The organism is Pseudomonas sp. BO3-4 (genome assembly GCF_034044115.1).
In the GTDB taxonomy this organism is placed as follows: Bacteria; Pseudomonadota; Gammaproteobacteria; order Pseudomonadales; family Pseudomonadaceae; genus Aquipseudomonas; species Aquipseudomonas alloputida.
This window is the reverse complement of sequence record NZ_CP139018.1, coordinates 4,478,997-4,501,215: the sequence shown is the minus strand read 5'-3', so window position 1 is coordinate 4,501,215 and position 22,219 is coordinate 4,478,997. Positions and strand designations below refer to the sequence as shown.

The 22,219-nt window shown below is 62.2% G+C and carries 16 protein-coding genes and 6 tRNA genes; 17 read left to right on the top strand and 5 right to left on the bottom strand.

The genetic code is table 11. The annotated features are described in order from the left end of the window. Nucleotides 1–24: 24 nt before the first annotated feature. Entirely contained in the window at nt 25–1,221 is a 1,197-nt protein-coding gene (locus REH59_RS20745; RefSeq protein ID WP_003247178.1) for an amino acid aminotransferase, read from the bottom strand. A gap of 284 nt (nt 1,222–1,505) precedes the next feature. On the opposite strand from REH59_RS20745, the gene uvrB reads away from it, so the two are divergent. Further along, nucleotides 1,506–3,521, top strand: coding sequence for an excinuclease ABC subunit UvrB (uvrB, locus tag REH59_RS20740; RefSeq protein WP_003247179.1), 2,016 nt, complete (start codon nt 1,506–1,508; stop codon nt 3,519–3,521). A gap of 127 nt (nt 3,522–3,648) precedes the next feature. Here uvrB and REH59_RS20735 read toward each other — a convergent pair whose 3' ends face one another. Both REH59_RS20735 and REH59_RS20730 read right to left on the bottom strand, forming a co-directional pair. After that, entirely contained in the window at nt 3,649–5,139 is a 1,491-nt protein-coding gene (locus tag REH59_RS20735; RefSeq protein WP_172830958.1) for an MDR family MFS transporter, read from the bottom strand. Nucleotides 5,140–5,188: 49 nt separating this feature from the next. Continuing rightward, nucleotides 5,189–6,244 (bottom strand): HlyD family secretion protein, encoded by a 1,056-nt coding sequence (locus tag REH59_RS20730; RefSeq protein ID WP_004577219.1) that lies wholly within the window; start codon nt 6,242–6,244, stop codon nt 5,189–5,191. A 143-nt stretch (nt 6,245–6,387) separates the two neighbouring features. Between REH59_RS20730 and gltX the strand changes: the two genes are divergently transcribed. From gltX to REH59_RS20665, 13 genes are all read left to right on the top strand, one after another. After that, nucleotides 6,388–7,869 carry a glutamate--tRNA ligase gene (gene gltX, locus REH59_RS20725; RefSeq protein ID WP_003247183.1) on the top strand — a complete coding sequence of 494 codons (1,482 nt, stop codon included), beginning with the start codon at nt 6,388–6,390 and terminating at the stop codon, nt 7,867–7,869. Nucleotides 7,870–8,214: 345 nt separating this feature from the next. After that, a tRNA-Ala gene (locus REH59_RS20720) sits at nt 8,215–8,290 on the top strand. 72 nt (nt 8,291–8,362) lie between these two features. Further along, nucleotides 8,363–8,438, top strand: a tRNA-Glu gene (locus tag REH59_RS20715). Nucleotides 8,439–8,489: 51 nt separating this feature from the next. Beyond that, nucleotides 8,490–8,565: transfer RNA gene (locus REH59_RS20710), tRNA-Ala, on the top strand. A gap of 42 nt (nt 8,566–8,607) precedes the next feature. Continuing rightward, a tRNA-Glu gene (locus REH59_RS20705) sits at nt 8,608–8,683 on the top strand. Between the two features lie 61 nt (nt 8,684–8,744). Then, nucleotides 8,745–8,820 (top strand) — tRNA-Ala (locus tag REH59_RS20700). A gap of 42 nt (nt 8,821–8,862) precedes the next feature. After that, a tRNA-Glu gene (locus REH59_RS20695) sits at nt 8,863–8,938 on the top strand. A gap of 169 nt (nt 8,939–9,107) precedes the next feature. Then, nucleotides 9,108–9,647 (top strand): TetR/AcrR family transcriptional regulator, encoded by a 540-nt coding sequence (locus REH59_RS20690; protein ID WP_121783857.1) that lies wholly within the window; start codon nt 9,108–9,110, stop codon nt 9,645–9,647. Nucleotides 9,648–9,662: 15 nt separating this feature from the next. Next, nucleotides 9,663–10,541 carry an alpha/beta fold hydrolase gene (locus REH59_RS20685; RefSeq protein WP_003247185.1) on the top strand — a complete coding sequence of 293 codons (879 nt, stop codon included), beginning with the start codon at nt 9,663–9,665 and terminating at the stop codon, nt 10,539–10,541. A gap of 104 nt (nt 10,542–10,645) precedes the next feature. Further along, on the top strand, nt 10,646–11,080 hold the full coding sequence (locus tag REH59_RS20680) for an acyl-CoA thioesterase (protein WP_003247186.1): 435 nt from the start codon (nt 10,646–10,648) through the stop codon (nt 11,078–11,080). 51 nt (nt 11,081–11,131) lie between these two features. Continuing rightward, on the top strand, nt 11,132–12,103 hold the full coding sequence (locus REH59_RS20675; RefSeq protein ID WP_014754050.1) for a tRNA dihydrouridine synthase: 972 nt from the start codon (nt 11,132–11,134) through the stop codon (nt 12,101–12,103). 930 nt (nt 12,104–13,033) lie between these two features. After that, on the top strand, nt 13,034–13,477 hold the full coding sequence (locus REH59_RS20670) for an Hsp20 family protein (protein WP_003247188.1): 444 nt from the start codon (nt 13,034–13,036) through the stop codon (nt 13,475–13,477). A gap of 106 nt (nt 13,478–13,583) precedes the next feature. Continuing rightward, nucleotides 13,584–14,803 (top strand): IS3 family transposase gene (locus tag REH59_RS20665; RefSeq protein ID WP_265536522.1). Its coding sequence is split into 2 segments (ribosomal slippage): nt 13,584–13,932 and nt 13,932–14,803, totalling 1,221 coding nucleotides; the frame shifts between segments, so codons are not numbered across the junction. Between the two features lie 89 nt (nt 14,804–14,892). On the opposite strand, the gene REH59_RS20660 is transcribed toward REH59_RS20665, so the two are convergent. Further along, entirely contained in the window at nt 14,893–18,189 is a 3,297-nt protein-coding gene (locus REH59_RS20660) for a bifunctional diguanylate cyclase/phosphodiesterase (protein WP_004576934.1), read from the bottom strand. Between the two features lie 57 nt (nt 18,190–18,246). Then, the gene (locus tag REH59_RS20655) at nt 18,247–19,125 is read right to left on the bottom strand and encodes a LysR family transcriptional regulator (protein ID WP_003247190.1); all 879 of its coding nucleotides are present in this window, start codon (nt 19,123–19,125) and stop codon (nt 18,247–18,249) included. A gap of 131 nt (nt 19,126–19,256) precedes the next feature. On the opposite strand from REH59_RS20655, the gene leuC reads away from it, so the two are divergent. The 3 genes from leuC (at nt 19,257) to REH59_RS20640 (ending at nt 22,212) form a co-directional block, all read left to right on the top strand. After that, nucleotides 19,257–20,690, top strand: a complete 1,434-nt coding sequence (leuC, locus tag REH59_RS20650) for a 3-isopropylmalate dehydratase large subunit (RefSeq protein ID WP_003247191.1) — start codon at nt 19,257–19,259, stop codon at nt 20,688–20,690. Then, complete coding sequence (leuD, locus tag REH59_RS20645) at nt 20,687–21,331, top strand: 3-isopropylmalate dehydratase small subunit (RefSeq protein WP_003247192.1); 645 nt, start codon at nt 20,687–20,689, stop codon at nt 21,329–21,331. Before leuC ends, leuD begins: the two co-directional genes overlap by 4 nt. Nucleotides 21,332–21,447: 116 nt before the next feature. Continuing rightward, on the top strand, nt 21,448–22,212 hold the full coding sequence (locus tag REH59_RS20640) for a class I SAM-dependent methyltransferase (RefSeq protein ID WP_014754047.1): 765 nt from the start codon (nt 21,448–21,450) through the stop codon (nt 22,210–22,212). The last annotated feature ends 7 nt before the right edge of the window (nt 22,213–22,219 follow it).

Below are 22,219 nucleotides of genomic sequence, written 5' to 3'. Positions count from 1 at the left end.
CCCACCCCCAGGCAAAACAATGAGTTACAGCACTTCCACGATCGCTTTGGTCACCACGTGGATGTTGCTCTGGTTCAGCGCGGCCACCGCGATACGGCCGGTGTCCAGGGCATAGATGCCGAAGTCGTTCTTCAGGCGGGCGACCTGTTCAACGGTCAGGCCCGAGTAGGAGAACATGCCAACCTGGCGGCCAACGAAGCTGAAGTCGCGGTTGGCACCGTATTCGGCCAGCAGCGATACCATCTGCTTGCGCATGCCGTGGATGCGTTCACGCATTTCGGCCAATTCGGTTTCCCACATCTGGCGCAGTTCTGCGCTGTTCAGCACGGTGGCAACAATGGTTGCGCCGTGGGTTGGCGGGTTGGAGTAGGTGGTGCGGATCACGCGCTTGACCTGCGACAGCACGCGGGTGCTCTCGTCCTTGGAGGCGGTGACGATCGACAGTGCGCCGACGCGCTCGCCGTACAGCGAGAACGATTTGGAGAACGAGCTGGAAACAAAGAACTCCAGGCCCGACTCGGCGAACAGGCGCACGGCGAAGGCGTCTTCGGCGATACCGTCACCAAAGCCCTGGTAGGCCATGTCGAGGAACGGCACGTGGCCCTTGGCCTTGACCACTTCCAGGACGTTCTTCCAGTCGTCCAGGTTCAGGTCGACACCGGTCGGGTTGTGGCAGCAGGCGTGCAGGACCACGATCGAGCCGGACGGCAGGGCGTTGAGGTCTTCGAGCATGCCGGCGCGGTTGACGTCGTTGGTCGGCGCATCGTAGTAGCGGTAGGTCTGCACCGGGAAGCCGGCCGATTCGAACAGCGCACGGTGGTTTTCCCAGCTAGGGTCGCTGATGGCAACCACGGCGTTGGGCGAGAGGCGCTTGAGGAAGTCGGCACCGATCTTCAGTGCGCCGGTACCACCGACGGCCTGCACGGTGACCACGCGGCCGGCGGCCAGCAGTGGCGACTCGGCGCCGAACAGCAGCTTCTGCACAGCCTGGTCGTAGGTGGCGATGCCGTCGATCGGCAGGTAGCCGCGCGAAGCGTGCTGGGCGGCACGCTGGGTTTCGGCTTCGATCACGGCGCGCAGCAGCGGAATGCGGCCCTCCTCATTGCAATACACGCCTACGCCCAGGTTGACCTTGTCGGTACGTGGGTCGGCGTTGAATGCTTCGTTGAGGCCCAGAATAGGGTCGCGGGGTGCCAGCTCGACAGCGGAAAACAGGCTCATTGTTACCTTGGCTCTGATTGGAGTGTGATAGGGCGTACACGCTCCAGCCGAATGCACTGAAGCGGTGCACAAACGGGGAGTCAGTATAGTGATACCGACCGGTCACCGCGACACTCTGGCGCAGCTTTTGGGGCTATTTGCGCAAATATTTTTCGACCATTGGTCTAAATGCCGTGTCCACCGTTGGGCGCGCCCACACCTGTACCTTGAAAGCGCCCCCGAACGGGCGCATTTGGGTATAGACTACTGGCTAAATTTACAGCTGCTGCACCGCGAGGTCCTTCATGTCCGAGTTCCAGCTCGTCACACGTTTCCAGCCGGCTGGCGACCAGCCCGAGGCTATCCGCCAGTTGGTCGAAGGCATCGAGGCGGGGCTGTCGCACCAGACGTTGCTCGGGGTGACCGGTTCGGGCAAGACCTTCAGCATTGCCAACGTCATCCAGCAGGTGCAGCGCCCAACGCTGGTGCTGGCGCCCAACAAGACGCTGGCCGCGCAGTTGTACGGGGAGTTCAAGGCGTTCTTCCCCAACAACGCGGTGGAGTACTTCGTTTCCTATTACGACTACTACCAGCCGGAAGCCTACGTCCCTTCGTCAGACACCTTCATCGAGAAGGACGCCTCGATCAACGACCACATCGAGCAGATGCGCCTGTCGGCGACCAAGGCGCTGCTGGAGCGGCGTGACGCGATCATCGTGACCACCGTGTCGTGCATCTACGGTCTGGGCAGCCCCGAGACCTACCTGAAAATGGTTCTGCACGTGGACCGTGGCGACAAGCTCGACCAGCGCGCGCTGCTGCGCCGGTTGGCCGACCTGCAGTACACCCGCAACGAAATGGACTTTGCCCGCGCCACCTTCCGGGTACGCGGCGACGTGATCGACATCTTCCCGGCCGAATCGGATCTGGAAGCCATCCGCATCGAGCTGTTCGATGATGAAGTGGAGAACATCGCCGCCTTCGATCCGTTGACCGGCGAGGTTTTCCGCAAGCTGCCACGTTTCACTTTCTACCCCAAGAGCCACTACGTCACCCCGCGGGAAACGCTGCTGGAAGCAGTGGAGGGCATCAAGGAAGAACTGAAGGAGCGTCTGGAGTACCTGCACAAGGCCAACAAGCTGGTCGAAGCGCAGCGTCTGGAGCAACGCACCCGCTTCGATCTGGAGATGATCCTCGAGCTGGGCTACTGCAACGGCATCGAAAACTACTCGCGTTACCTGTCCGGGCGCCCGGCCGGCGCGCCGCCGCCCACCCTGTACGATTACCTGCCGCCCGATGCGCTGCTGGTGATCGACGAATCCCACGTCAGCGTTCCGCAGGTCGGCGCCATGTACAAGGGCGACCGTTCACGCAAGGAGACCCTCGTCGAGTACGGCTTCCGCATGCCTTCAGCGCTGGACAACCGGCCGATGCGTTTCGACGAGTGGGAGGATGTCAGCCCGCAGACCATTTTTGTTTCGGCCACTCCGGGCCCCTACGAGGCTGAGCATGCCGGGCGCGTGGTGGAGCAAGTGGTGCGCCCGACCGGGCTGGTCGACCCGCAGGTAGAGGTGCGCCCGGCGCTGACCCAGGTCGACGACCTGCTGTCCGAGATCCGCAAGCGTGTCGCAGCAGGCGAGCGAGTGCTGGCGACCACGTTGACCAAACGCATGGCTGAGGACCTCAGCGATTACCTGGCCGACCACGACGTGCGGGTACGCTACCTGCACTCGGACATCGATACGGTGGAGCGGGTGGAGATTATCCGCGACCTGCGCCTGGGCACCTTCGACGTGCTGGTGGGCATCAACCTGCTGCGCGAGGGCCTGGACATGCCCGAGGTGTCGCTGGTGGCCATCCTCGATGCGGACAAGGAAGGTTTTCTGCGTTCCGAGCGCTCCCTGATCCAGACCATTGGCCGCGCGGCACGTAACCTCAATGGCCGGGCCATCCTGTATGCCGATAACGTAACAGGCTCGATGCAGCGGGCCATTGACGAAACCGAGCGTCGCCGCGAGAAGCAGATCGCCTTCAACGAAGCCAACGGCATCGTGCCCAAGGGCGTGGTCAAGGACATCACCGACATCATGGAGGGTGCCGCCGTGCCTGGTGCGCGCAGCAAGAAGCGCAAGGGCATGGCCAAGGCGGCGGAGGAGAGCGCCCGTTACGAGGCCGAACTGCGTACGCCGGGCGAGATCACCAAGCGCATCAAGCAGCTTGAAGAAAAAATGATGCAGTTCGCCCGCGACCTGGAGTTCGAAGCTGCGGCGCAGCTGCGTGACGAGATTGCGCAGCTGCGGGAGCGGTTGATTAGCAGCTGAAGCCGGGCGCGGGCCCTGTGGGAGCGGGCGTGCCCGCGAAGAATTCAACGCGGTGGCTGGCACCGGCTGCGCCGGTGTTCGCGGGCATGCCCGCTCCCACAGGGACCGCATCTGATCTGTAATAGCCTCAATGGGCTTCCCCAGCCTTCAGCCCCTCCGGCAACTTGCGGGTCAGCAACACCGCCACCATGCTCACCGCCAACCCGATCCCGACAAAGTGGAAGGCATCGTTGTAAGCCATGATCAGTGCCTGCTGGTGGGTAATCTCGCTAAGTTTTCCCAGCGCCGCATTGTCATTGCCCAAGCGCTCCGCCAGTTGCGCCAGCCGCTCAGCCACCTGCGGGTTGCTCGGCACCACCGATTCGCGCAGGTAGTCGAAGTACACCTTGGTGCGCGCATCCAGCAGGGTGGCCAGCAAGGCAATACCAATCGCGCCACCGAGGTTACGCAGAATATTGAACAGGCTCGACGCGGACCCTGCATCCTGTTGTTGGATATACGCGGTGGCAATCAGCGAGATGGTCACCATGATCATCGGTTGGCCCAGGGCGCGGATGATCTGGATATGGTTGAACTGCGGCCCGGCAAAGTCCGGGTTGAGCACCCCCGAACCGAAACTGGCAGCGCCGAACAGGCAAAAACCCAGCGCGCATAGTACCTTGGGCGATATCACCTTCATCAGTTGCGGCACCAGCGGGATCAGGAACAACTGCGGAATACCCATCCACATGATCACCTCGCCAATCTGCAAGGCGTTGTAACCCTGTACCTGCGCCAGGTACAGCGGTAGCAGATAGATCGAGCCGTACAGGCCCACGCCCATGCCCAGGCTGGCGATGCTCGACAGGCCAAAGTTGCGGTTGCCGAGGATGCGCAGGTTGATCAGTGGGTGTGGCTTGGAAAACTGCAAGATGACGAAGGTGATCAGGCTGACCAGGGCAACACTGCCCAGGCCGACGATCAGGTGCGACTCCAGCCAGTCCTTGCGATGGCCTTCCTCGAGAAACACCTGCAGGCAGCCCAACCCAAGGCCGAGCGTGACGATGCCGGCGTAATCGGTACTTTTCAGCAGCTCCCAGTGCGCCTCTTTCTTCTCAAGCCCGTATAACAAGCCGGCGATCATTAGCAGGCCCGGTGGGATATTGATGTAGAAGATGTATTCCCAGCCCCAGTTCTCGGTCAGCCAGCCGCCCAGGGTGGGGCCGATGGAGGGGGCAAAAGTGGCGGTCATGGCGAACATCGCCATGCCTTTGGCGCGGTGGTGCTCGGGCAGCTTGATCAGCGTCAGGGTGAAGGCCAGCGGGATCAGCGCGCCACCGGTGAAACCCTGCAAGGCGCGAAACAGGATCATGCTCTCCAGGTTCCAGGCCATCGAGCACAGCAGCGACGACAGCAGAAAACCGCTGGATACCCACACCGCCAGGCGCCGCGCCGACAGCAGCTGCACCAGCCAGGCCGTTAGCGGGATCATGATGATTTCCGCCACCAGGTAGGAGGTTGAAATCCATGAGCCTTCTTCCAGGGTCGCCGACAGAGCGCCCTGGATGTCCTTCAACGAGGAATTGGTGATCTGGATATCCAGCACTGCCATGAAGGCACCGAGCATCACGCTCATCACCGCGATCCAGTCGCGTCGGGTTGGCTCCGCCGTGGGGCGCAGCAGTTGGTCACCGGCCATTGTGGCCTTCGTCTGCGCTGCGCAGGTCGACGGTGGCGGTCACCGACATGCCGGGGCGAATACGCCCGTGCAACGGGTTGTCGGCGCTGAACGTGAGTTTTATCGGGATGCGCTGCACAACTTTGGTGAAATTGCCGGTGGCGTTGTCCGGTGGCAGCAGGCTGAACTGCGCACCGGACGCGGCGAACAGGCTGTCCACCCGGCCTTCGATCGGTGTGTCGGGGTAGCTGTCGAACAACAGCTCCGCGCGCTGGCCGGGGTGCATGCGGCCGATCTGCGTTTCCTTGAAGTTGGCCTGCACCCAGATGTCTTCATCCGGCACGATCGACAGCAGGTAGGCGCCGGCCTGCACCACTTGGCCATTGCGCGCATTACGCTGGCCAATGGTGCCGCTGATCGGCGCATGGATTTCGCAGCGGGTCAGGTTCAGTTCGGCCTGGGCCAGGTCGGTGCGGGCATTGGCGATTTGCGCATCGAGGCGCTTGAGTTCGGCGTTCAGGGCGGTGACCTGCTGGCGCTGGCTTTGCAGGTCGGCGCGGGCCTTGTCGACCTGGGAGCCGGCGACATGGCTGTCCGCCGACAGGGTAGTGACACGCTCCTCAGAGACAAAACCCGGCTTGCGCAGCTTCTCGGCACGGCTCAGGTCCAGCCGTGAACGGTCGAACGTGGCCTGGGTGGCCGCCAACTGGGCCTGGCCGGCGGCAATCAGGCTGCCTTGTTGGGTGAGGCGGCTTTGCGCTTGTGCGTACTCGGCTTCGCGGGTGGCCAGGGCGGCACGGGCGCGTTCGACCGCCAGCTCGAAGTCGGCGGCTTCCAGGCGCACCAGCAGGTCGCCCTTGCTGACGTGCTGGTTGTCCTCGACCGGTACCGTTTCGATACGTGCGCCAAGCTGGCTGGAGATACGGGTGATCTCACCCTGCACGTAAGCGTTGTCGGTGCTCTCGTAGAAGCGGCCCTTGAAGTACCAGTGGCCCAGGAAGGCGAGGGCGATGATGGCCACCAGGGCGAAGAAGAGCGTCAGGCGGCGTTTGAGTTGGGCAGGCATGGGGACTATCGTTCCAGAAATGTAAACAAATTTAACAGCGGCACCGGGCCTGTCGACAAGTGACGTTCGCGCCATTGCTGGAGCCCGGTGCCCGCCTCCTGCTAACATCCCGCCTTTGTTTCATCTTTCGTTCGAGACTCTCCATGACCACCGTACGCACGCGTATTGCGCCATCGCCTACCGGCGACCCCCATGTCGGCACTGCCTACATCGCCCTGTTCAACTACTGCTTTGCCAAGCAGCACGGCGGTGAGTTCATCCTGCGCATCGAAGACACCGATCAGCTGCGCTCCACGCGTGAGTCGGAGCAACAGATCTTCGACGCCCTGCGCTGGCTTGGCATCGAATGGAACGAAGGCCCGGATGTCGGCGGCCCGCACGGCCCTTACCGGCAGAGCGAGCGTGGCGAAATCTACGCCAAATACGCTAAAGAGCTGGTAGACGCCGGCCACGCCTTCTACTGCTTCTGCACCGCCGAAGAGCTGGAGCAGATGCGTGCCGAGCAGCAGGCTCGCGGCGAAACCCCGCGTTACGATGGCCGTGCATTGCTGCTGAGCGCCGAAGAAGTGCAGCGCCGCCTGGACGCTGGCGAGCCGCACGTGATCCGCATGAAGGTGCCGAGCGAGGGTATCTGCGTGGTGCCGGACATGCTGCGCGGCGATGTCGAGATCCCGTGGGACCGCATGGACATGCAGGTACTGATGAAGAACGACGGCCTGCCGACGTACTTCCTGGCCAACGTGGTCGACGACCACCTGATGGGCATCACCCACGTGCTGCGTGGTGAAGAGTGGCTGCCATCGGCGCCCAAGCTGATCAAGCTGTATGAGTACTTCGGCTGGGAGCAGCCCAAGCTGTGCTACATGCCGCTGCTGCGCAACCCGGACAAATCCAAACTGTCCAAGCGCAAGAACCCGACCTCGGTCACCTTCTACGAGCGCATGGGCTTCATGCCTGAAGCGATGCTCAACTACCTTGGCCGCATGGGCTGGTCGATGCCTGACGAGCGCGAAAAGTTCTCGCTGGCCGAAATGGTCGAGCACTTCGACCTGTCGCGTATCTCGCTGGGCGGCCCGATCTTTGACATCGAGAAGCTGTCCTGGCTCAACGGCCAGTGGCTGCGTGAGCTGCCGGTAGAGGAATTCGCCGCACGCCTGCAGAAATGGGCGTTCAACAGCGACTACATGATGAAGATTGCCCCGCACGTGCAGGGCCGGGTAGAAACCTTCAGCCAGGTTGCCCCGTTGGGCGGGTTCTTCTTCGAAGGCGCGCTCAAGCTGGACGCCAAACTGTTCGAAAGCAAGAAACTGTCGGCCGACCAGGTGCGCCAGGTGATCCAGCTGATCCTGTGGAAGCTTGAAAGCCTGCGTCAGTGGGAAAAAGAGCGCATCACCGGTTGCATCCAGGCCGTGGTCGAAGCGCTGGAGCTGAAGCTGCGTGACGCCATGCCGCTGATGTTCGCCGCCATCACGGGCCAGGCCAGCTCGGTTTCGGTGCTGGACGCCATGGAAATCCTCGGCCCCGACCTGACGCGCTACCGCCTGCGCCAGGCCCTGGACCTGTTGGGTGGTGTGTCGAAGAAAGAAAACAAAGAGTGGGAAAAGCTGTTGGGCTCCATCGGCTGACCGTTTTCCGAGCACCGCTGTTGAGCACTGTGGGAGCGGCCTTGTGTCGCGAAAGGACTGCAACGCGGTCCCACAATCTTTGACTCGACGCAAATCCGTCGGGGCCGCTTTGCGGCCCTTTCGCGACACAAGGCCGCTCCCACAGGCATATTCCTGAGGACCAAGTAGCCGGATTGAGTGGAGCAGGGCGGTAAGTGATTGTTATCTGTGAAAAAATTTTTGGATATTTTTAAAAATTCGTTTGACAGCCCTGCAATCCGAACTTAATATGCGCCCCGTCCACAGCGATGAACGAAAACGAAACGCCAGGCACCCAGCCAGCGGTTCAGTTCAAAGCGACATTGTGGGGCTATAGCTCAGCTGGGAGAGCGCCTGCATGGCATGCAGGAGGTCAGCGGTTCGATCCCGCTTAGCTCCACCAAATTCCGCTTAGCAGCCAAGGCTGATAAGCAAGACCGGGTCCAGCAACCAGGTCTTGAAGGTAAGAAGGTTCGTCCCCTTCGTCTAGTGGCCTAGGACACCGCCCTTTCACGGCGGTAACAGGGGTTCGAGTCCCCTAGGGGACGCCAGTTTTACACAAGCGATGTTGTTATGTCGCTGGGCCGCGAGGCTAGAAATCCGGGGCTATAGCTCAGCTGGGAGAGCGCCTGCATGGCATGCAGGAGGTCAGCGGTTCGATCCCGCTTAGCTCCACCAATTTTGCCGCGGTTCGCGTTAGCGGATCGGCACGAAGGTTACGTCCCCTTCGTCTAGTGGCCTAGGACACCGCCCTTTCACGGCGGTAACAGGGGTTCGAGTCCCCTAGGGGACGCCACTTTTCCTGCGTTTTGCAGGGCTTTAAAAGGCTCGTCGCTTATTGATGAGCCTTTTGTTTCGGGGCTATAGCTCAGCTGGGAGAGCGCCTGCATGGCATGCAGGAGGTCAGCGGTTCGATCCCGCTTAGCTCCACCATTTCTGCCAGGGTTCACGCAAGTGGATCTTCGCGAAGGTTACGTCCCCTTCGTCTAGTGGCCTAGGACACCGCCCTTTCACGGCGGTAACAGGGGTTCGAGTCCCCTAGGGGACGCCACGTTTACCCGCGTTTTGCGGGACTTTAAAGGCTCATTCGCTTATTGAATGGGCCTTTTGTTTTTTCCCTTCTCAATAATTTGCCCCCGACAAACGGCCGCACATTTTGCTTGCCAAAAAATATGATGAGAATAATATTTCGATCATCATATTTTGTGTGGGTGTGCCAGATGAGCGACAAGAAGAGCAAAACCCGCGAACGCATTCTGGAAGCTGCGCGCAGTGCGCTGATCCAGCACGGCCCGGCCGAGCCCAGCGTCAGCCAGGTGATGGGTGCGGCAGGCCTGACCGTCGGGGGCTTCTATGCGCACTTCGACAGCAAGGACGAGCTGATGCTCGAGGCGTTCCGCCAGTTGTTGGGTGAGCGCCGTGCCTTGCTCGCCCAGATCGACCCCAATCTCGATGGCGCCGGGCGGCGAGCGCTGGCCGGCGCCTTCTACCTCTCGCGCAAGCACCGGGACTGCGAAGTACATGCTTGCCCGCTGCCTAACGCGTTGGGCGAAATGCAGCGCCTGCCGGAGGTCTTCCGCGAGGTGCTGGCCGAGCACATCGAGTTGATGGCTGCCGCGATGGTCGACCGCCCTGAGGATGCTGACAAAGCATTGGCCGACCTGGCCCTGATGGTGGGGGGGCTGGCGCTGGCCCGGGCCTTGGGGGCCAGTGACCTGTCTGACCGTATTCTGCGCGCCGCCAAATCGGCGGTGCTTTAACCCTGGAGCATGGCGATGACCACCCTGAGCTGGATTCGCGGTGTCAATGGCACCTTGGGCCGCCTGGCCCCCGAGCATGTCGCGGGCAGGATGCGCCGTGCCTTCATGACCCCGCGCAACCTGCCGCCGCGGGATTGGGAGCTGCCTGTGCTGGCCAGGGCTGAGCGCATTACACTGCGCTTCGGTCTGTCTGCCTTGCGCTGGGGGCAAGGGCCGACCGTGCTGCTGATGCACGGTTGGGAAGGGCGCCCGACGCAGTTTGCCGCCTTGATCGAGACCTTGGTTCAGGCGGGGCATACGGTGGTGTCGCTGGAAGGGCCTGGGCATGGTCGTTCGCCTGGCGAGCAGGCGAATGTGGTGCTGTTTGCCCGGGCGCTGCTTGAGGCTGCGGCTGAGTTGCCGCCCTTGCGTGCGGTCATAGGTCATTCCATGGGCGGTGCCAGCGTGCTGCTGGCTTTGCAGATGGGGCTGCGTACAGAGGCGGCTGTCAGCATTGCAGCGCCGGCACGGTTGCTCGGTGTGTTGCGTGGTTTTGCCCATCGCCTGGGGCTGCCAGCCCGGGCACGGGCAGCGTTCATTCGCCAGATCGAGCGCGATGTGGGCATGCAGATTGCGCGGCTGGATGTCACGGGTTACCAGCTGGAACTGCCGGGGCTGGTGGTGCATGCTGCCGATGATGCTCTTGTGCCCGCAGATGAGGCACATGTGATCCACAAGGCCTGGTTCGACAGCCGGCTGATGCTGCTGGAAGGGGGTGGTCACCAGCGAGTGCTCGCCGACCCGCGGCTGAGCGACGCCGTGCTCGAATTGCTGGCTCGGGCTGAAGCGGTCAGTGTCGGGGCGGCTTCAGCCGCGAACATCGGCATCGCCGGTGCCACCCACCGCGGTGTCTGATTCGCGGGCAAGCCCGCTCCTACAACGACCGCTTCAGGCTCGCTGGGGCTGGACATTGCCCCGCAGATCGCTGCTAAATCGCCTTTTGCGCCAAGGAAGCGAAAATGAGCTGGGACCTGGCAACACCCTTCGTCATCGACCTGCGCGTCGGCAGCGAGGACATCGACGGCCTTGGCCACGCCAACAATGCCGTCTACGTCACCTGGCTTGAGCGCTGCGCCTGGCGCCACTCCCAGCGTCTGGGGCTGGACCTGGCCGAGTACCGGCGCCTTGACCGAGCGATGGCTGTGGTGCGCCACGAAATCGACTACCTGGCCGCCGCCTATGAAGACGATGAGCTGCAGCTGGCCACCTGGATCATTGATTGGGACCAACGCCTGCGCATGACGCGGCGGTTTCAGCTCAAGCGCCCGCGCGATGGTGTGACGTTGCTGCGTGCGCAAACCACCTTTGCCTGCATCGAGCTGTCCAGCGGCAAGCCCAGGCGCATGCCGGCGGAATTCGTCGAAGGTTACGGTCCGGCGCTGATCGGCGCCTGAGTCGCCGGCATTTTTTGTTAAACTGCCGGCTTTTTCCGCTGAGACCCCGACATGCAAATTGCTCTGGCCCCGATGGAGGGGCTGGTCGACAACATCCTGCGCGACGTATTGACCCGTGTGGGCGGTATCGACTGGTGCGTCACCGAGTTCATTCGCGTGTGCGACCGCCTGCTGCCGGCGTCCTCGTTCGACAAGCTGGCGCCTGAACTGCGTCAGGGCGCGCGCACGGCTGCCGGTGTGCCCATGCGCGTGCAATTGCTGGGTTCGGACCCGGTATGCCTGGCGGAAAACGCCGCACTGGCTTGCGAGCTTGGGGCGCCGGTGATCGACCTGAACTTCGGTTGCCCGGCAAAGACGGTGAACAAGTCGCGCGGTGGCGCGGTACTGCTCAAAGAGCCGGAGTTGCTGCACGCCATTGTGCGTGAAGTGCGGCGTGCGGTGCCGGCGAACATTCCGGTGACCTCGAAGATGCGTCTGGGCTTCGACAGCCCCGATGGGGCACTGGAGTGCGCCACGGCGCTGGCCGAGGGCGGTTCGGCACACCTGGTGGTGCACGCACGGACCAAGGTTGAGGGCTACAAGCCGCCAGCGCACTGGGAGTGGGTGGCGCGTGTGCAGGATGTGGTCAAGGTCCCGGTATTTGCCAATGGCGAGATCTGGACGGTCGATGACTGGCGGCGTTGCCGCGAGGTCAGTGGCGCTGAAGACATCATGCTCGGGCGTGGGCTGGTATCGCGCCCGGACCTGGGCCTGCAGATTGCAGCGGCGCGGGATGGGCGCGACTATCAGCCGATGAGCTGGCATGATTTGTTGCCACTGTTGCGTGAGTTCTGGCGCCAGGCCCAGGCCAAATTGTCGCCGCGTTATGCGCCGGGGCGGATGAAGCAGTGGCTGGCGATGCTGACTCGCAGTTACCCCGAAGCGGTGGTGTTGTTTGCCGAGTTGCGCCGGGAAGATGACTGCGCGCGGATCAGCCGGTTGCTAGGGGTTGAGGCGCAAGCGTTGGAGGCTTGCGTCGCCTGAGCAGGGCGCTACGCGGGTACTGCACCTGTAGGCGCGGGGTCACCCGGGAAAGGGGCGGGCCTGCTGGCCATTTTCCACCCGCCGTTCACCGTTGCCGCCGCTACCGTATTCGCGGGTAAACCCGCTCCTACGCCGGATTGGTGGTGGACACATGTTGGTGGCGGGGCACAGGCCGTCGTAGGAGCGGGTTCACCCGCGAAGAGGCCGGGCCTGCTGGCCAATTTCCACCGGCCGTTCACCGTTGCCGCCGCTACCGTATTCGCGGGTAAATCCGCTCCTACGTCGGATTGGTGGTGGACACATGTTGGTGGCTGGGCATCGGCCGTCGTAGGAGCGGGTTCACCCGCGAAAGGGCCGGGCCTGCTGGCCAATTTCCACCCGTCGTTTACCGTTGCTGCCGCTACCGTATTCGCGGGTAAACCCGCTCCTACGCCTGATCGAGGGTGGACACATTGTCGGTGGCGGGGCACAGGCCGTCGTAGGAGCGGGTTAACCCGCGAAGAGGCCGGGCCTGCTGGCCAATTTCCACCCGCCGTTCACCGATGCCGCCGCTACCGTATTCGCGGGTAAACCCGCTCCTACGTCTGATCGAGGGTGGACACATGTCGGTGATTGGGCGCAGGCCGCCGTGTAGAAAGGGCCGGCCCTGCTGGCCAATTTCCACCCTTCCTTCACCGTTGCCGCCACCACCGTATTCGCGGGTAAACCCGCTCCTACGCCGGATTGGTGGTGGACACATGTTGGTGGCTGGGCATAGGCCGTCGTAGGAGCGGGTTCACCCGCGAAGAGGCCATCAAACCCCGTGCAAAAAAATCAAATTTTTTCTGTTTGCCCCTTGAAAGCGTTTCCCTCGGCCATATCTTTTGAGTACGCGATGCCGAAGCCGGGTCGCGTAATGACTTACTTGCTGAATCTCAGGAGTTTATGACCATGACTACTGCTTTCTCTCTTGCTCCACTGTTCCGTCATTCCGTTGGTTTCGACCGTTTCAACGACCTGTTCGAATCCGCGGCACGTAACGAGGCCGGTAGCAGCTACCCGCCCTATAACGTGGAAAAGCATGGCGATGACCACTACCGCATCGTGGTTGCTGCAGCTGGTTTCCAGGAAGAGGACCTCGACCTGCAGGTCGAAAAAGGTGTCCTGACCGTGACCGGTGGCAAGCGCGACAATAGCGCCGCTGAAGTGACCTACCTGCACCAGGGTATCGCACAACGCGCCTTCAAGCTGTCGTTCCGCCTGGCAGATCACATCGAAGTGAAGGCCGCCGGCCTGGCCAATGGCCTGCTCAGCATCGACCTGCTGCGCATCGTGCCTGAAGAAGCCAAGGCCAAGCGCATTCCGATCAATAGCGAAAAACCAGCGCTGAACTGACCGCGCGGCACTGAAAAAAGGGCACCTCCAGAGGTGCCCTTTTTCGTGCTTCTGTCCCGTCCTGAATAAGGTTTACACCTCCCATCCCGAATTTCCGGAGAGTCTGATGGAGCAAGGTGTAAAGCGCACACAGCGTGATTACTCACTGTCTTTTAAATTGGCGGTGGTTGATCAGATAGAAAAAGGCGAACTGACCTACAAGCAGGCCCAGGTGCGGTATGGCATCCAGGGTCGCTCGACGGTTCTGGTATGGTTGCGTAAGCACGGTCGGCAGGATTGGAGCCAGGGGGCCTCGATCCGCGACGAGAGGAGCTGCGCGATGTCTGACCCCAAAACGCTCACTCCAGAGCAGCGGATCAAAGAGCTTGAGCAGCAGCTTGAGCTGATGAGCCAGAAGGCCCAATTCTTTGAGACGGTCGTTGATGTTCTGAAAAATGACTATGGTGTCTCGGTCGTAAAAAAGCGATCCGGCAAGTCCTCACGCAAGGTCAAGTCGCAGGACTGAGCATTGCCAGGGCTTGTCAGTTTCTAGGCATCAGTCGACAGGCTTACTACAAACGCAATCGAGTTGCTGATGGCAAAGAACGCCAGGCAGACCGGGTGGTTGAGTTTGTACAGCAGATCCGGATACGCCAGCCTCGTCTGGGCACACGCAAGCTGCACTATCTGCTGCATTGCCAACCTGACAGACGATTCCAGGTCGGCCGAGATAGGCTGTTCCAGGTCTTGGGAGAGCGCCGTTTGCTAGTGCTGCCTAAGCGGGCCTATCACAAGACAACACAAAGCTTTCATCGCTTCTACCGCCATCCCAATTTACTCAAACCCGGCCCAAGTCAGATCGTTCCGACAAGGCCGGAGCACGTCTGGGTTGCCGACATTACTTACCTGCCCGCACGCAAGGGCCCGCTGTACCTGAGCCTGGTAACGGATGCGTACTCAAGGAAGATTGTTGGCCACCACGTCCATGAAAGCCTGCATGCCGAGTCAGTGGCGCAAGCCTTCAAGCAGGCATTACGAAAGCGCCGTCGTCGCCAGCCATTAGTCCACCATTCGGATCGAGGAATCCAATATTGCTCGGCGCTATACCAGTCACTACATCAACGGCACGGCGTTCAGTGCTCCATGACTGATGGGTATGACTGCTACCAGAACGCGCTGGCCGAGCGAATCAACGGAATCCTCAAGATGGAGCTGCTGTTGAGTAGCCCTGAGGATCTGGAACAAGCGAGGCAGATGGTTGACGAGGCAGTGCAGATTTACAATACAGAACGGCCTCATATGGCCCTGAAAAACAAAACGCCCGATGCGGTGCATCAGGCGTTTTGAGGCCTGTCGGCCTACCTGAACAGGTGTAAACCTATTTCAGGACTAGACATTCTCACGCGGTCCCGTGTAGGCGCGCGGCCGTCATGCGATCAGTAATCTGCCGGCGCCTCCAGCAACATCTGCCGAAACTCCAGCAACGGTAATGGCCGGCTGTGCAGATAACCCTGGTACAGATGGCACCCCAGCCGCTCGAGAAACGCCAGCTGTTCGGTCAGCTCTACCCCTTCGGCAATCACCGCCAGGTCCAGACTGCGCGCCATGGCGACAATGGCGCGGACAATTTCTGCGTCGTTGGGGTCGACCGGTGCATCGCGCACGAAGCTCTGGTCGATTTTCAGCGCATCGACCGGCAGGCGCTTCAGGTAAGTCAGCGAGGAATAGCCGGTGCCGAAGTCATCCATGGCAAAACTCACCCCATAGCGCTTCAGCTCGCGCATCTTGCTGATGGTGTCTTCCAGGTTCTGAATGACGATGCCTTCCGTGATTTCCAGCGTCAGCATCTGCCGCGGCAGGCGGTAATCGTCCAGGCTGCGCAGCACCCGCCCGACAAAGTCGTTCTGGCGGAACTGTCGCGGGCTTATGTTCACGCACAGGCTGAAATCATCAGCATCGATCAACCCGTCGGTGAGCATGCGGGCGCAGGCGTCGCAGGCTTCGTCGAGAATCCAGCTGCCAACTTCAAGGATCAGGCCGCTTTCTTCCAGTACCTGAATGAACTGCGAGGGCGGTTGCTGGCCCAGTAGCGGGTGGTGCCAGCGCAGCAGTACTTCAGCACCGACGATGCGGTTGTCGCGGGCATCCACCTGCGGCTGGAAGTGCAGCGCCAGTTCGCCACGGGCCAGGGCCAGGCGCAGGTCGTTTTCCATGCGCAGGCGCTCGCTGGCGGCCTTCTGCATGGTGGTGTGGAACAGCTGTGTGGTGTTGCGACCGGAGTCCTTGGCCCGGTACAGGGCGATATCGGCACGCTTGAGCAGGTCGGCCGGTGTGGTGCCGTGGTCGGGGATCAGCGCCACGCCGATGCTGGGCGTTACCTGCAGGCGCTGGCCATCCAGTGACATTGGCTCGGCCAGCAGTTCGCGAAGGGTGTCGGCCAGCTCGCGCACTTTCTCCTCCACGTGTTCGCGACTCCCTTCCAGGCCGCTGAGCAGCACCACGAATTCGTCGCCCCCCAGACGCGCCACGGTGTCCTCCAGGCGCACGCTGGCCTCAAGGCGGGCGGTGATGATCTTCAGCACAGTGTCGCCCACCGGGTGGCCCAGCGAATCGTTGATGTGCTTGAAGTGGTCGAGGTCGAGGAACAGCAGGGCGCCACGCAGGTTATGACGCTTGAGCAGGGCGATCTGCTGGCTCAGGCGGTCCATCAGCAAGGCGCGGTTGGGCAGGTTGGTCAGCGGGTCGTGATAGGCCAGGTGGCGTATCTGCGCCTGGGCGTTCTTCAGCTGGCTGACGTCGCGGGCGGTCAGCAGCAGGCAATCCACTTCGTTGAGGGTGATCGGTTCCACCGAAACCTCGACCGTGAGGATATCGCCACGCTTGTTGCGCCCGAGCATCTCGCGGTGGTGTACCCGGCCGCGCTCGTGCAATTCGGCCAGCAGCGCGCTGCGCTGCTTGTCGTCGGCCCAGATGCCGATCTCATACACCGTGTGGCCGATCACGTCGGCAGTGCTGTAGCCGGTCAGGCGGCAGAAGCCGTCGTTGATCTCCAGGTAGCGGCCGCTGTGGCGTTCGGTGATGGTGATGGCATCGGGGCTGGAGTGGAAGGCCTTGGCGAACTTCTCCTCGCTGGACTTCAGCGCGGCTTCGGCGCGTTGTTGCTGGGTGATGTCGCGCAGGGTGGTCACGCTGCAGGGCTGGTCGTCGACGGTGATCAGGCGGCTGGAAATCACACAGGTCATCGGGGCGCCATTGCGGTGGTTGAGTACCACGGCGACGTTGCTCAAGGCCTGTTCGCGGATCACCTGCTCGATACGTTTGGCGCGCTCGACGGACTCGGCCCACAGGCCGATCTCCTCTGCGGTACGCCCAAGCACCTGCTCGCTGCTCCAGCCGAAGGTCTGGGTGAACGCCGGATTGATCTCGATGAACTGGCCAGTGTCCTGGCGGGTGACGCAGATCGGGTCGGGGCTGACCTGGAACAGGCTGGCAAACTTCTCTTCCGAGGCGCTCAGGCGCTGTTCGCGCTCCACCTGATCGGTGATGTCGAGCAAGGTGCCCGCCATGCGCAGGGGGATGCCCTGGTCGTCGCGGTACAGCCGCGCGCGGCTTTCGATGTAGCGTGAAGTGCCGTTTTCCAACTGCACCCGGTAGGTGATCTGATAGTTGCCGGCAGGCCCTTCGCGCAGGCTGCGGTAGGCCTGTCGCATCGAGTTGCGCTCTTGCTCCGGCACACCTTCGAAGAACGCATCGAACGATTCATGAAAAGGGATGGGCGGCAAGCCATGCAGCTGCGCCGCGCGGGCTGAGCCGTAGAGCATGCCGCTTGGGATGTGCCAGTCCCAGGTGCCCAGTTGCGCCGAGTCCAGGGCCAGGTCCAGCCGCTCCTGGCTGTCCTTCAGGGCCTGTTCGGCGCGCTTGCGTTCGGTGGTGTCGACGAATGTACTGATCAGGAAGGTCACGCCTTCCAGCTCGATGCCCTGGGTGCACAGGATGCCGTCATGCACCTTGCCGCTGGTCGCGCGAAATTGCACCTCCATGATCAGCGGGCCGCCGTTGGCGCGGGTCGACTCCATGATCTGGTGGCGCTGTTCGGGGTTGACCCACAGGCCCAGTTCCAGGCTGGTCTTGCCGATCACCTGGCTGCCGGGCCAGCCGAACATGTTTTCGAAGTGCTGGTTGACCTCGAAGATCATGCCATCGTGGCGACGGGTCAGCAAAATGGCGTTGGGGCTCAGGTGGAACAGCGTGGCGAAGCGCTTTTCCGAATTGATCAGTGCTGTTTCCCGTTCGCGCTGGCGGGTGATCTCGCGGATCACGCCGATCATCTGCGGCCGGCCGTGCGGGTCGTGGGTCAGGCTGCCGTTGATCTCCAGCCAGTGCAGGCTGCCGTCCGGCCAGCGGATACGGTGGCGCATGGCTTGCTCCACCGGCTCGCCATTGACCACCGCCTGGAACACCTGACGCGTGCGGGCGCGGTCCTCCTCGGGCAGCAGGTCGAGGTAATCGATATCGGCGGGCAGTGGCCGTTGTGGATCAAAACCGAACAGGGCCTGGGTGCCCCGCGACCAACTGACCCTGCCGCTTTCGATATCCCATAGCCAGGCACCCAGGCGCGCACCGTTGAGCGCTGCCAGCAGTTGCGGGGCGTTCTGCCAGGCCTGCTCGGACTCCTGGGGATCAGCGGCAGGTATTCGCGGCAGGCGCAAAAAGCGGTTTGCTGATTTGGGCATCGGTACCAGACCTTTGGCGTATGACGTGTCCTTGGAATCGGAATAGCTGACAGCCAGTCAGGTGGGCCCTGAGTGGCTGTCGAGCAGGGCCATGAATGCCCTGGCCGCATTCGATAGCGTACGCTCCGTGTGCAGAATGTAGCCTAGCTGGCGCGACAGCTGTATGCCGGGCAAAGCGATGGGTGAAACCTGTTCGTCGAGCATGGTGCGTGGCAGCACGCTCCAGGCCAGGCCGATCGACACCATCATCTTGATGGTTTCCAGGTAGTTGGTGCTCATGGCGATGTTCGGCGTCAGGCCCTGGCTTTCGAACAGGCGCTGGACAATATGGTGGGTAAAGGTATTGCCGCCGGGAAATACCGCCGGGTGGCGGGCGACGTCAGCCAGGCTTACCGCCTGGTTGTTGGCCAGCGGGTGCTCGGGGGCGGCGACAAAGTCCAGGGCGTCATCCCACACCGGCACGGCCTTGACCAAGTGGTGTGGCTCGGGCGCCAGGGTGATCACGGCGATTTCGGCGCGGCCATGCAGAATCTCGTCGTAGGCCTGTTCCGAATCCATGAACTGAATATCCAGTGCCACTGCCGGGTACTGGCGGGTGAAAACCCGTAGTAGCGGGGGCAGGCGGTGCAGGCCGATGTGGTGGCTGGTGGCCAGGGTCAGGCGACCGCTCACAGCCCCGGTCAGATTGGTCAGCGCCCGTCGGGTATCATCCAGGACGTTGAGGATCTGGTAGGCCCGCGGCAGCAGTGCGCGCCCGGCTTCAGTCAGGGTTACTTCGCGGCCCAGGCGGTCGAACAGGCGCACGTCCAGTTGCTGCTCCAGGCCGGCGATGCGTTTGCTGATGGCCGGCTGGGTCAGGAACAGGCGTTCGGCTGCGCCGGAAAAGCTGCCGGTTTCGGCAATGGCGATGAAGGCGCTGAGGTTGGCCAGGTCCATGGTGTGGTATTCCTTTGGGTTATCCAAAGCATAAAAATTATGAATTTGAGTTATTCAATCTAACCCCCTAGCATCGTCCGTACAAGCCAAGGGGTCTTTGGCATAGAAAGACGCTGATGAGGAACAGTCTGATGGCTGGCAAAACGCTCTACGACAAACTCTGGGAAGCCCATGAGGTCAAGCGCCGTGATGACGGCTCGTCCTTGATCTACATCGACCGCCACATCATCCACGAAGTGACGTCGCCCCAGGCCTTCGAAGGCCTGCGCCTGGCCAATCGCAAACCGTGGCGTATCGACGCCAACATCGCCACGCCTGACCACAACGTACCGACCACGCCAGAGCGCAAGGGCGGTATCGAGGCGATCGTCGACCAGGTTTCGCGCCTGCAAGTACAGACCCTCGACGAGAACTGTGACGAATACGGCATCGTCGAATTCAAGATGAATGACGAGCGCCAGGGCATCGTCCACGTCATCAGCCCGGAGCAGGGCGCCACCTTGCCGGGCATGACCGTGGTCTGCGGTGACTCGCACACCTCCACCCACGGCGCTTTCGGTGCCCTGGCCCACGGCATCGGCACCTCCGAGGTCGAGCACGTGCTCGCCACCCAGTGCCTGGTCGCCAAGAAGATGAAGAACATGCTGGTGCGCGTGGAAGGCCAATTGCCGGCCGGCGTCACCGCCAAGGATATCGTCCTGGCCGTGATCGGCAAGATCGGCACTGCCGGTGGCAACGGTCACGCCATGGAATTCGCTGGCAGTGCCATTCGCGAATTGTCGATGGAAGGCCGCATGACCATCTGCAACATGTCCATCGAAGCCGGTGCCCGCGTTGGCTTGGTGGCGACCGATGCCACTACCGTTGCCTACGTCGAAGGGCGCCCGTACGCGCCGAAGGGTGAGCAGTGGAAGCAAGCGGTCGAATCGTGGAAAGACCTGGTGTCGGATGACGATGCCGTATTCGACACCGTGGTCGAGCTGGATGCCAGCCAGATCAAGCCACAGGTCAGCTGGGGCACTTCGCCCGAGATGGTTCTGGCCGTCGACCAGCGCGTACCGGATCCGGCGGCCGAAGCCGACTTGGTCAAGCGTGGTTCGATCGAGCGTGCCTTGAAGTACATGGGGCTGACCGCCAACCAGGCGATCACCGACATCAAGTTGGACCGTGTGTTCATCGGCTCGTGCACCAACTCGCGAATCGAGGACCTGCGCGCTGCGGCGGAAATCGCCAAGGGTCGCAAGGTGGCCGCCAGCGTCAAGCAAGCCATCGTCGTGCCGGGTTCGGGCCTGGTCAAGGCCCAGGCCGAGCGTGAAGGCCTGGACAAGATCTTCCTCGAAGCCGGTTTCGAATGGCGTGAACCAGGCTGCTCGATGTGCCTGGCGATGAACCCGGACCGCCTGGAAAGCGGCGAGCATTGCGCGTCCACCTCCAACCGCAACTTCGAAGGCCGTCAGGGCGCCGGTGGCCGTACCCACCTGGTCAGTCCGGCCATGGCCGCCGCTGCCGCGGTAGCCGGCCACTTCATCGATGTCCGCGAGTTGATCCAAGGGAGCGCAGCATGAAAGCCTTTACCCAGCACACTGGCCTCGTCGCACCGTTGGACCGTGCCAACGTCGACACCGACCAGATCATCCCAAAGCAGTTCTTGAAGTCGATCAAGCGCACCGGCTTTGGCCCGAACCTGTTTGACGAGTGGCGTTACCTGGACGTGGGGCAGCCCTACCAGGACAACAGCAAGCGCCCGGTCAACGAGGAGTTCGTGCTCAACCACGCGCGCTACCAGGGCGCCAGCGTGTTGCTGGCGCGGGAGAACTTTGGTTGCGGCTCCAGCCGTGAACATGCCCCTTGGGCGCTGGACGAGTACGGCTTCCGCAGCATCATTGCGCCAAGCTTTGCCGACATTTTCTTCAACAACAGCTTCAAGAACGGCTTGCTGCCGATCATTCTCAGCGATGAGGAAGTCGACGAGCTGTTCAAGCAGGTCGAAGCCAACCCGGGCTACCAGCTGACCATCGACCTGCAGGCGCAGGCGGTGACCCGCCCAGATGGCAAGGTGCTGCACTTCGAAATCGATGCGTTCCGCAAGCACTGCCTGCTCAACGGTCTGGACGATATCGGCCTGACCCTGCAGGACAGCGACGCGATCAAGGCCTTCGAGGCCAAGCACCGCGCCAGCCAGCCTTGGCTGTTCCGTGATGCCTGAAGTTCGCAGGTGACAGTGCGGGCCTCTTCGCGGGCAGAGGGTTACGCGGTCGTTGTAGGCGCGGGTTTACCCGCGAAGAGGCCGGCACAGGCAACAAAAATCTAAAGGAACGAGACATGACCAGCACCCAGCACATCGATGTGGTCCAACGCCAGTTCGGCGAGCAGGCCAGCGCCTACCTCAGCAGCGCCGTGCACGCCCAAGGCAGTGAATTCGCCCTGCTGCAGGCTGAGCTGGCAGGGCAGGCCCATGCCCGCGTGCTGGACCTGGGCTGCGGTGCCGGTCATGTCAGCTTCCACGTCGCCCCGCTGGTTGCCGAAGTGGTCGCCTACGACCTCTCGCAGTCCATGCTCGACGTGGTCGCCAGCGCCGCCGCCGAACGCGGCCTGGCCAATATCACGACCGAACGCGGCGCTGCCGAACGCCTGCCGTTCGCCGATGCGTCGTTCGACTTTGTCTTCAGCCGTTATTCGGCCCACCACTGGAGCGACCTGGGCCTGGCCCTGCGCGAGGTGCGCCGGGTGCTCAAGCCCGGTGGTGTGGCGGCGTTCATCGACGTGATGTCGCCGGGCAGCCCGCTGCTCGACACTTACCTGCAAACGGTCGAAGTGCTGCGCGACACCAGCCACGTGCGCGACTACTCCGCCGCCGAGTGGCAACGCCAGGTCAGCGAAGCCGGCCTGCACGTGCGCAGCCACACCCGCCAACCGTTGCGCCTGGAGTGGAGCACCTGGGTTGAGCGCATGCGCACCCCCGAGCCGATGCGTGTGGCCATCCGCCAATTGCAGCAAGCCATGGGCGAAGAAGTACGGCAGTATTACCAGATCGAGGCCGACGGCTCGTTCAGCACCGATGTGCTGGTGTTGTGGGCCGAGCGTTAAGCACTTT

Excerpts from the sequence above, each read along its gene's own strand:
- REH59_RS20685 (WP_003247185.1), top strand. The coding sequence starts at position 9,663 with ATGACCACCCTGAGCTGGATTCGCGGTGTCAATGGCACCTTGGGCCGC.
- uvrB (WP_003247179.1), top strand. The coding sequence starts at position 1,506 with ATGTCCGAGTTCCAGCTCGTCACACGTTTCCAGCCGGCTGGCGACCAG.
- REH59_RS20680 (WP_003247186.1), top strand. The coding sequence starts at position 10,646 with ATGAGCTGGGACCTGGCAACACCCTTCGTCATCGACCTGCGCGTCGGC.
- REH59_RS20660 (WP_004576934.1), bottom strand. The coding sequence starts at position 18,189 with ATGCCCAAATCAGCAAACCGCTTTTTGCGCCTGCCGCGAATACCTGCC.
- gltX (WP_003247183.1), top strand. The coding sequence starts at position 6,388 with ATGACCACCGTACGCACGCGTATTGCGCCATCGCCTACCGGCGACCCC.
- REH59_RS20675 (WP_014754050.1), top strand. The coding sequence starts at position 11,132 with ATGCAAATTGCTCTGGCCCCGATGGAGGGGCTGGTCGACAACATCCTG.
- REH59_RS20730 (WP_004577219.1), bottom strand. The coding sequence starts at position 6,244 with ATGCCTGCCCAACTCAAACGCCGCCTGACGCTCTTCTTCGCCCTGGTG.
- REH59_RS20690 (WP_121783857.1), top strand. The coding sequence starts at position 9,108 with ATGAGCGACAAGAAGAGCAAAACCCGCGAACGCATTCTGGAAGCTGCG.
- leuD (WP_003247192.1), top strand. The coding sequence starts at position 20,687 with ATGAAAGCCTTTACCCAGCACACTGGCCTCGTCGCACCGTTGGACCGT.
- leuC (WP_003247191.1), top strand. The coding sequence starts at position 19,257 with ATGGCTGGCAAAACGCTCTACGACAAACTCTGGGAAGCCCATGAGGTC.
- REH59_RS20655 (WP_003247190.1), bottom strand. The coding sequence starts at position 19,125 with ATGGACCTGGCCAACCTCAGCGCCTTCATCGCCATTGCCGAAACCGGC.
- REH59_RS20745 (WP_003247178.1), bottom strand. The coding sequence starts at position 1,221 with ATGAGCCTGTTTTCCGCTGTCGAGCTGGCACCCCGCGACCCTATTCTG.
- REH59_RS20640 (WP_014754047.1), top strand. The coding sequence starts at position 21,448 with ATGACCAGCACCCAGCACATCGATGTGGTCCAACGCCAGTTCGGCGAG.
- REH59_RS20670 (WP_003247188.1), top strand. The coding sequence starts at position 13,034 with ATGACTACTGCTTTCTCTCTTGCTCCACTGTTCCGTCATTCCGTTGGT.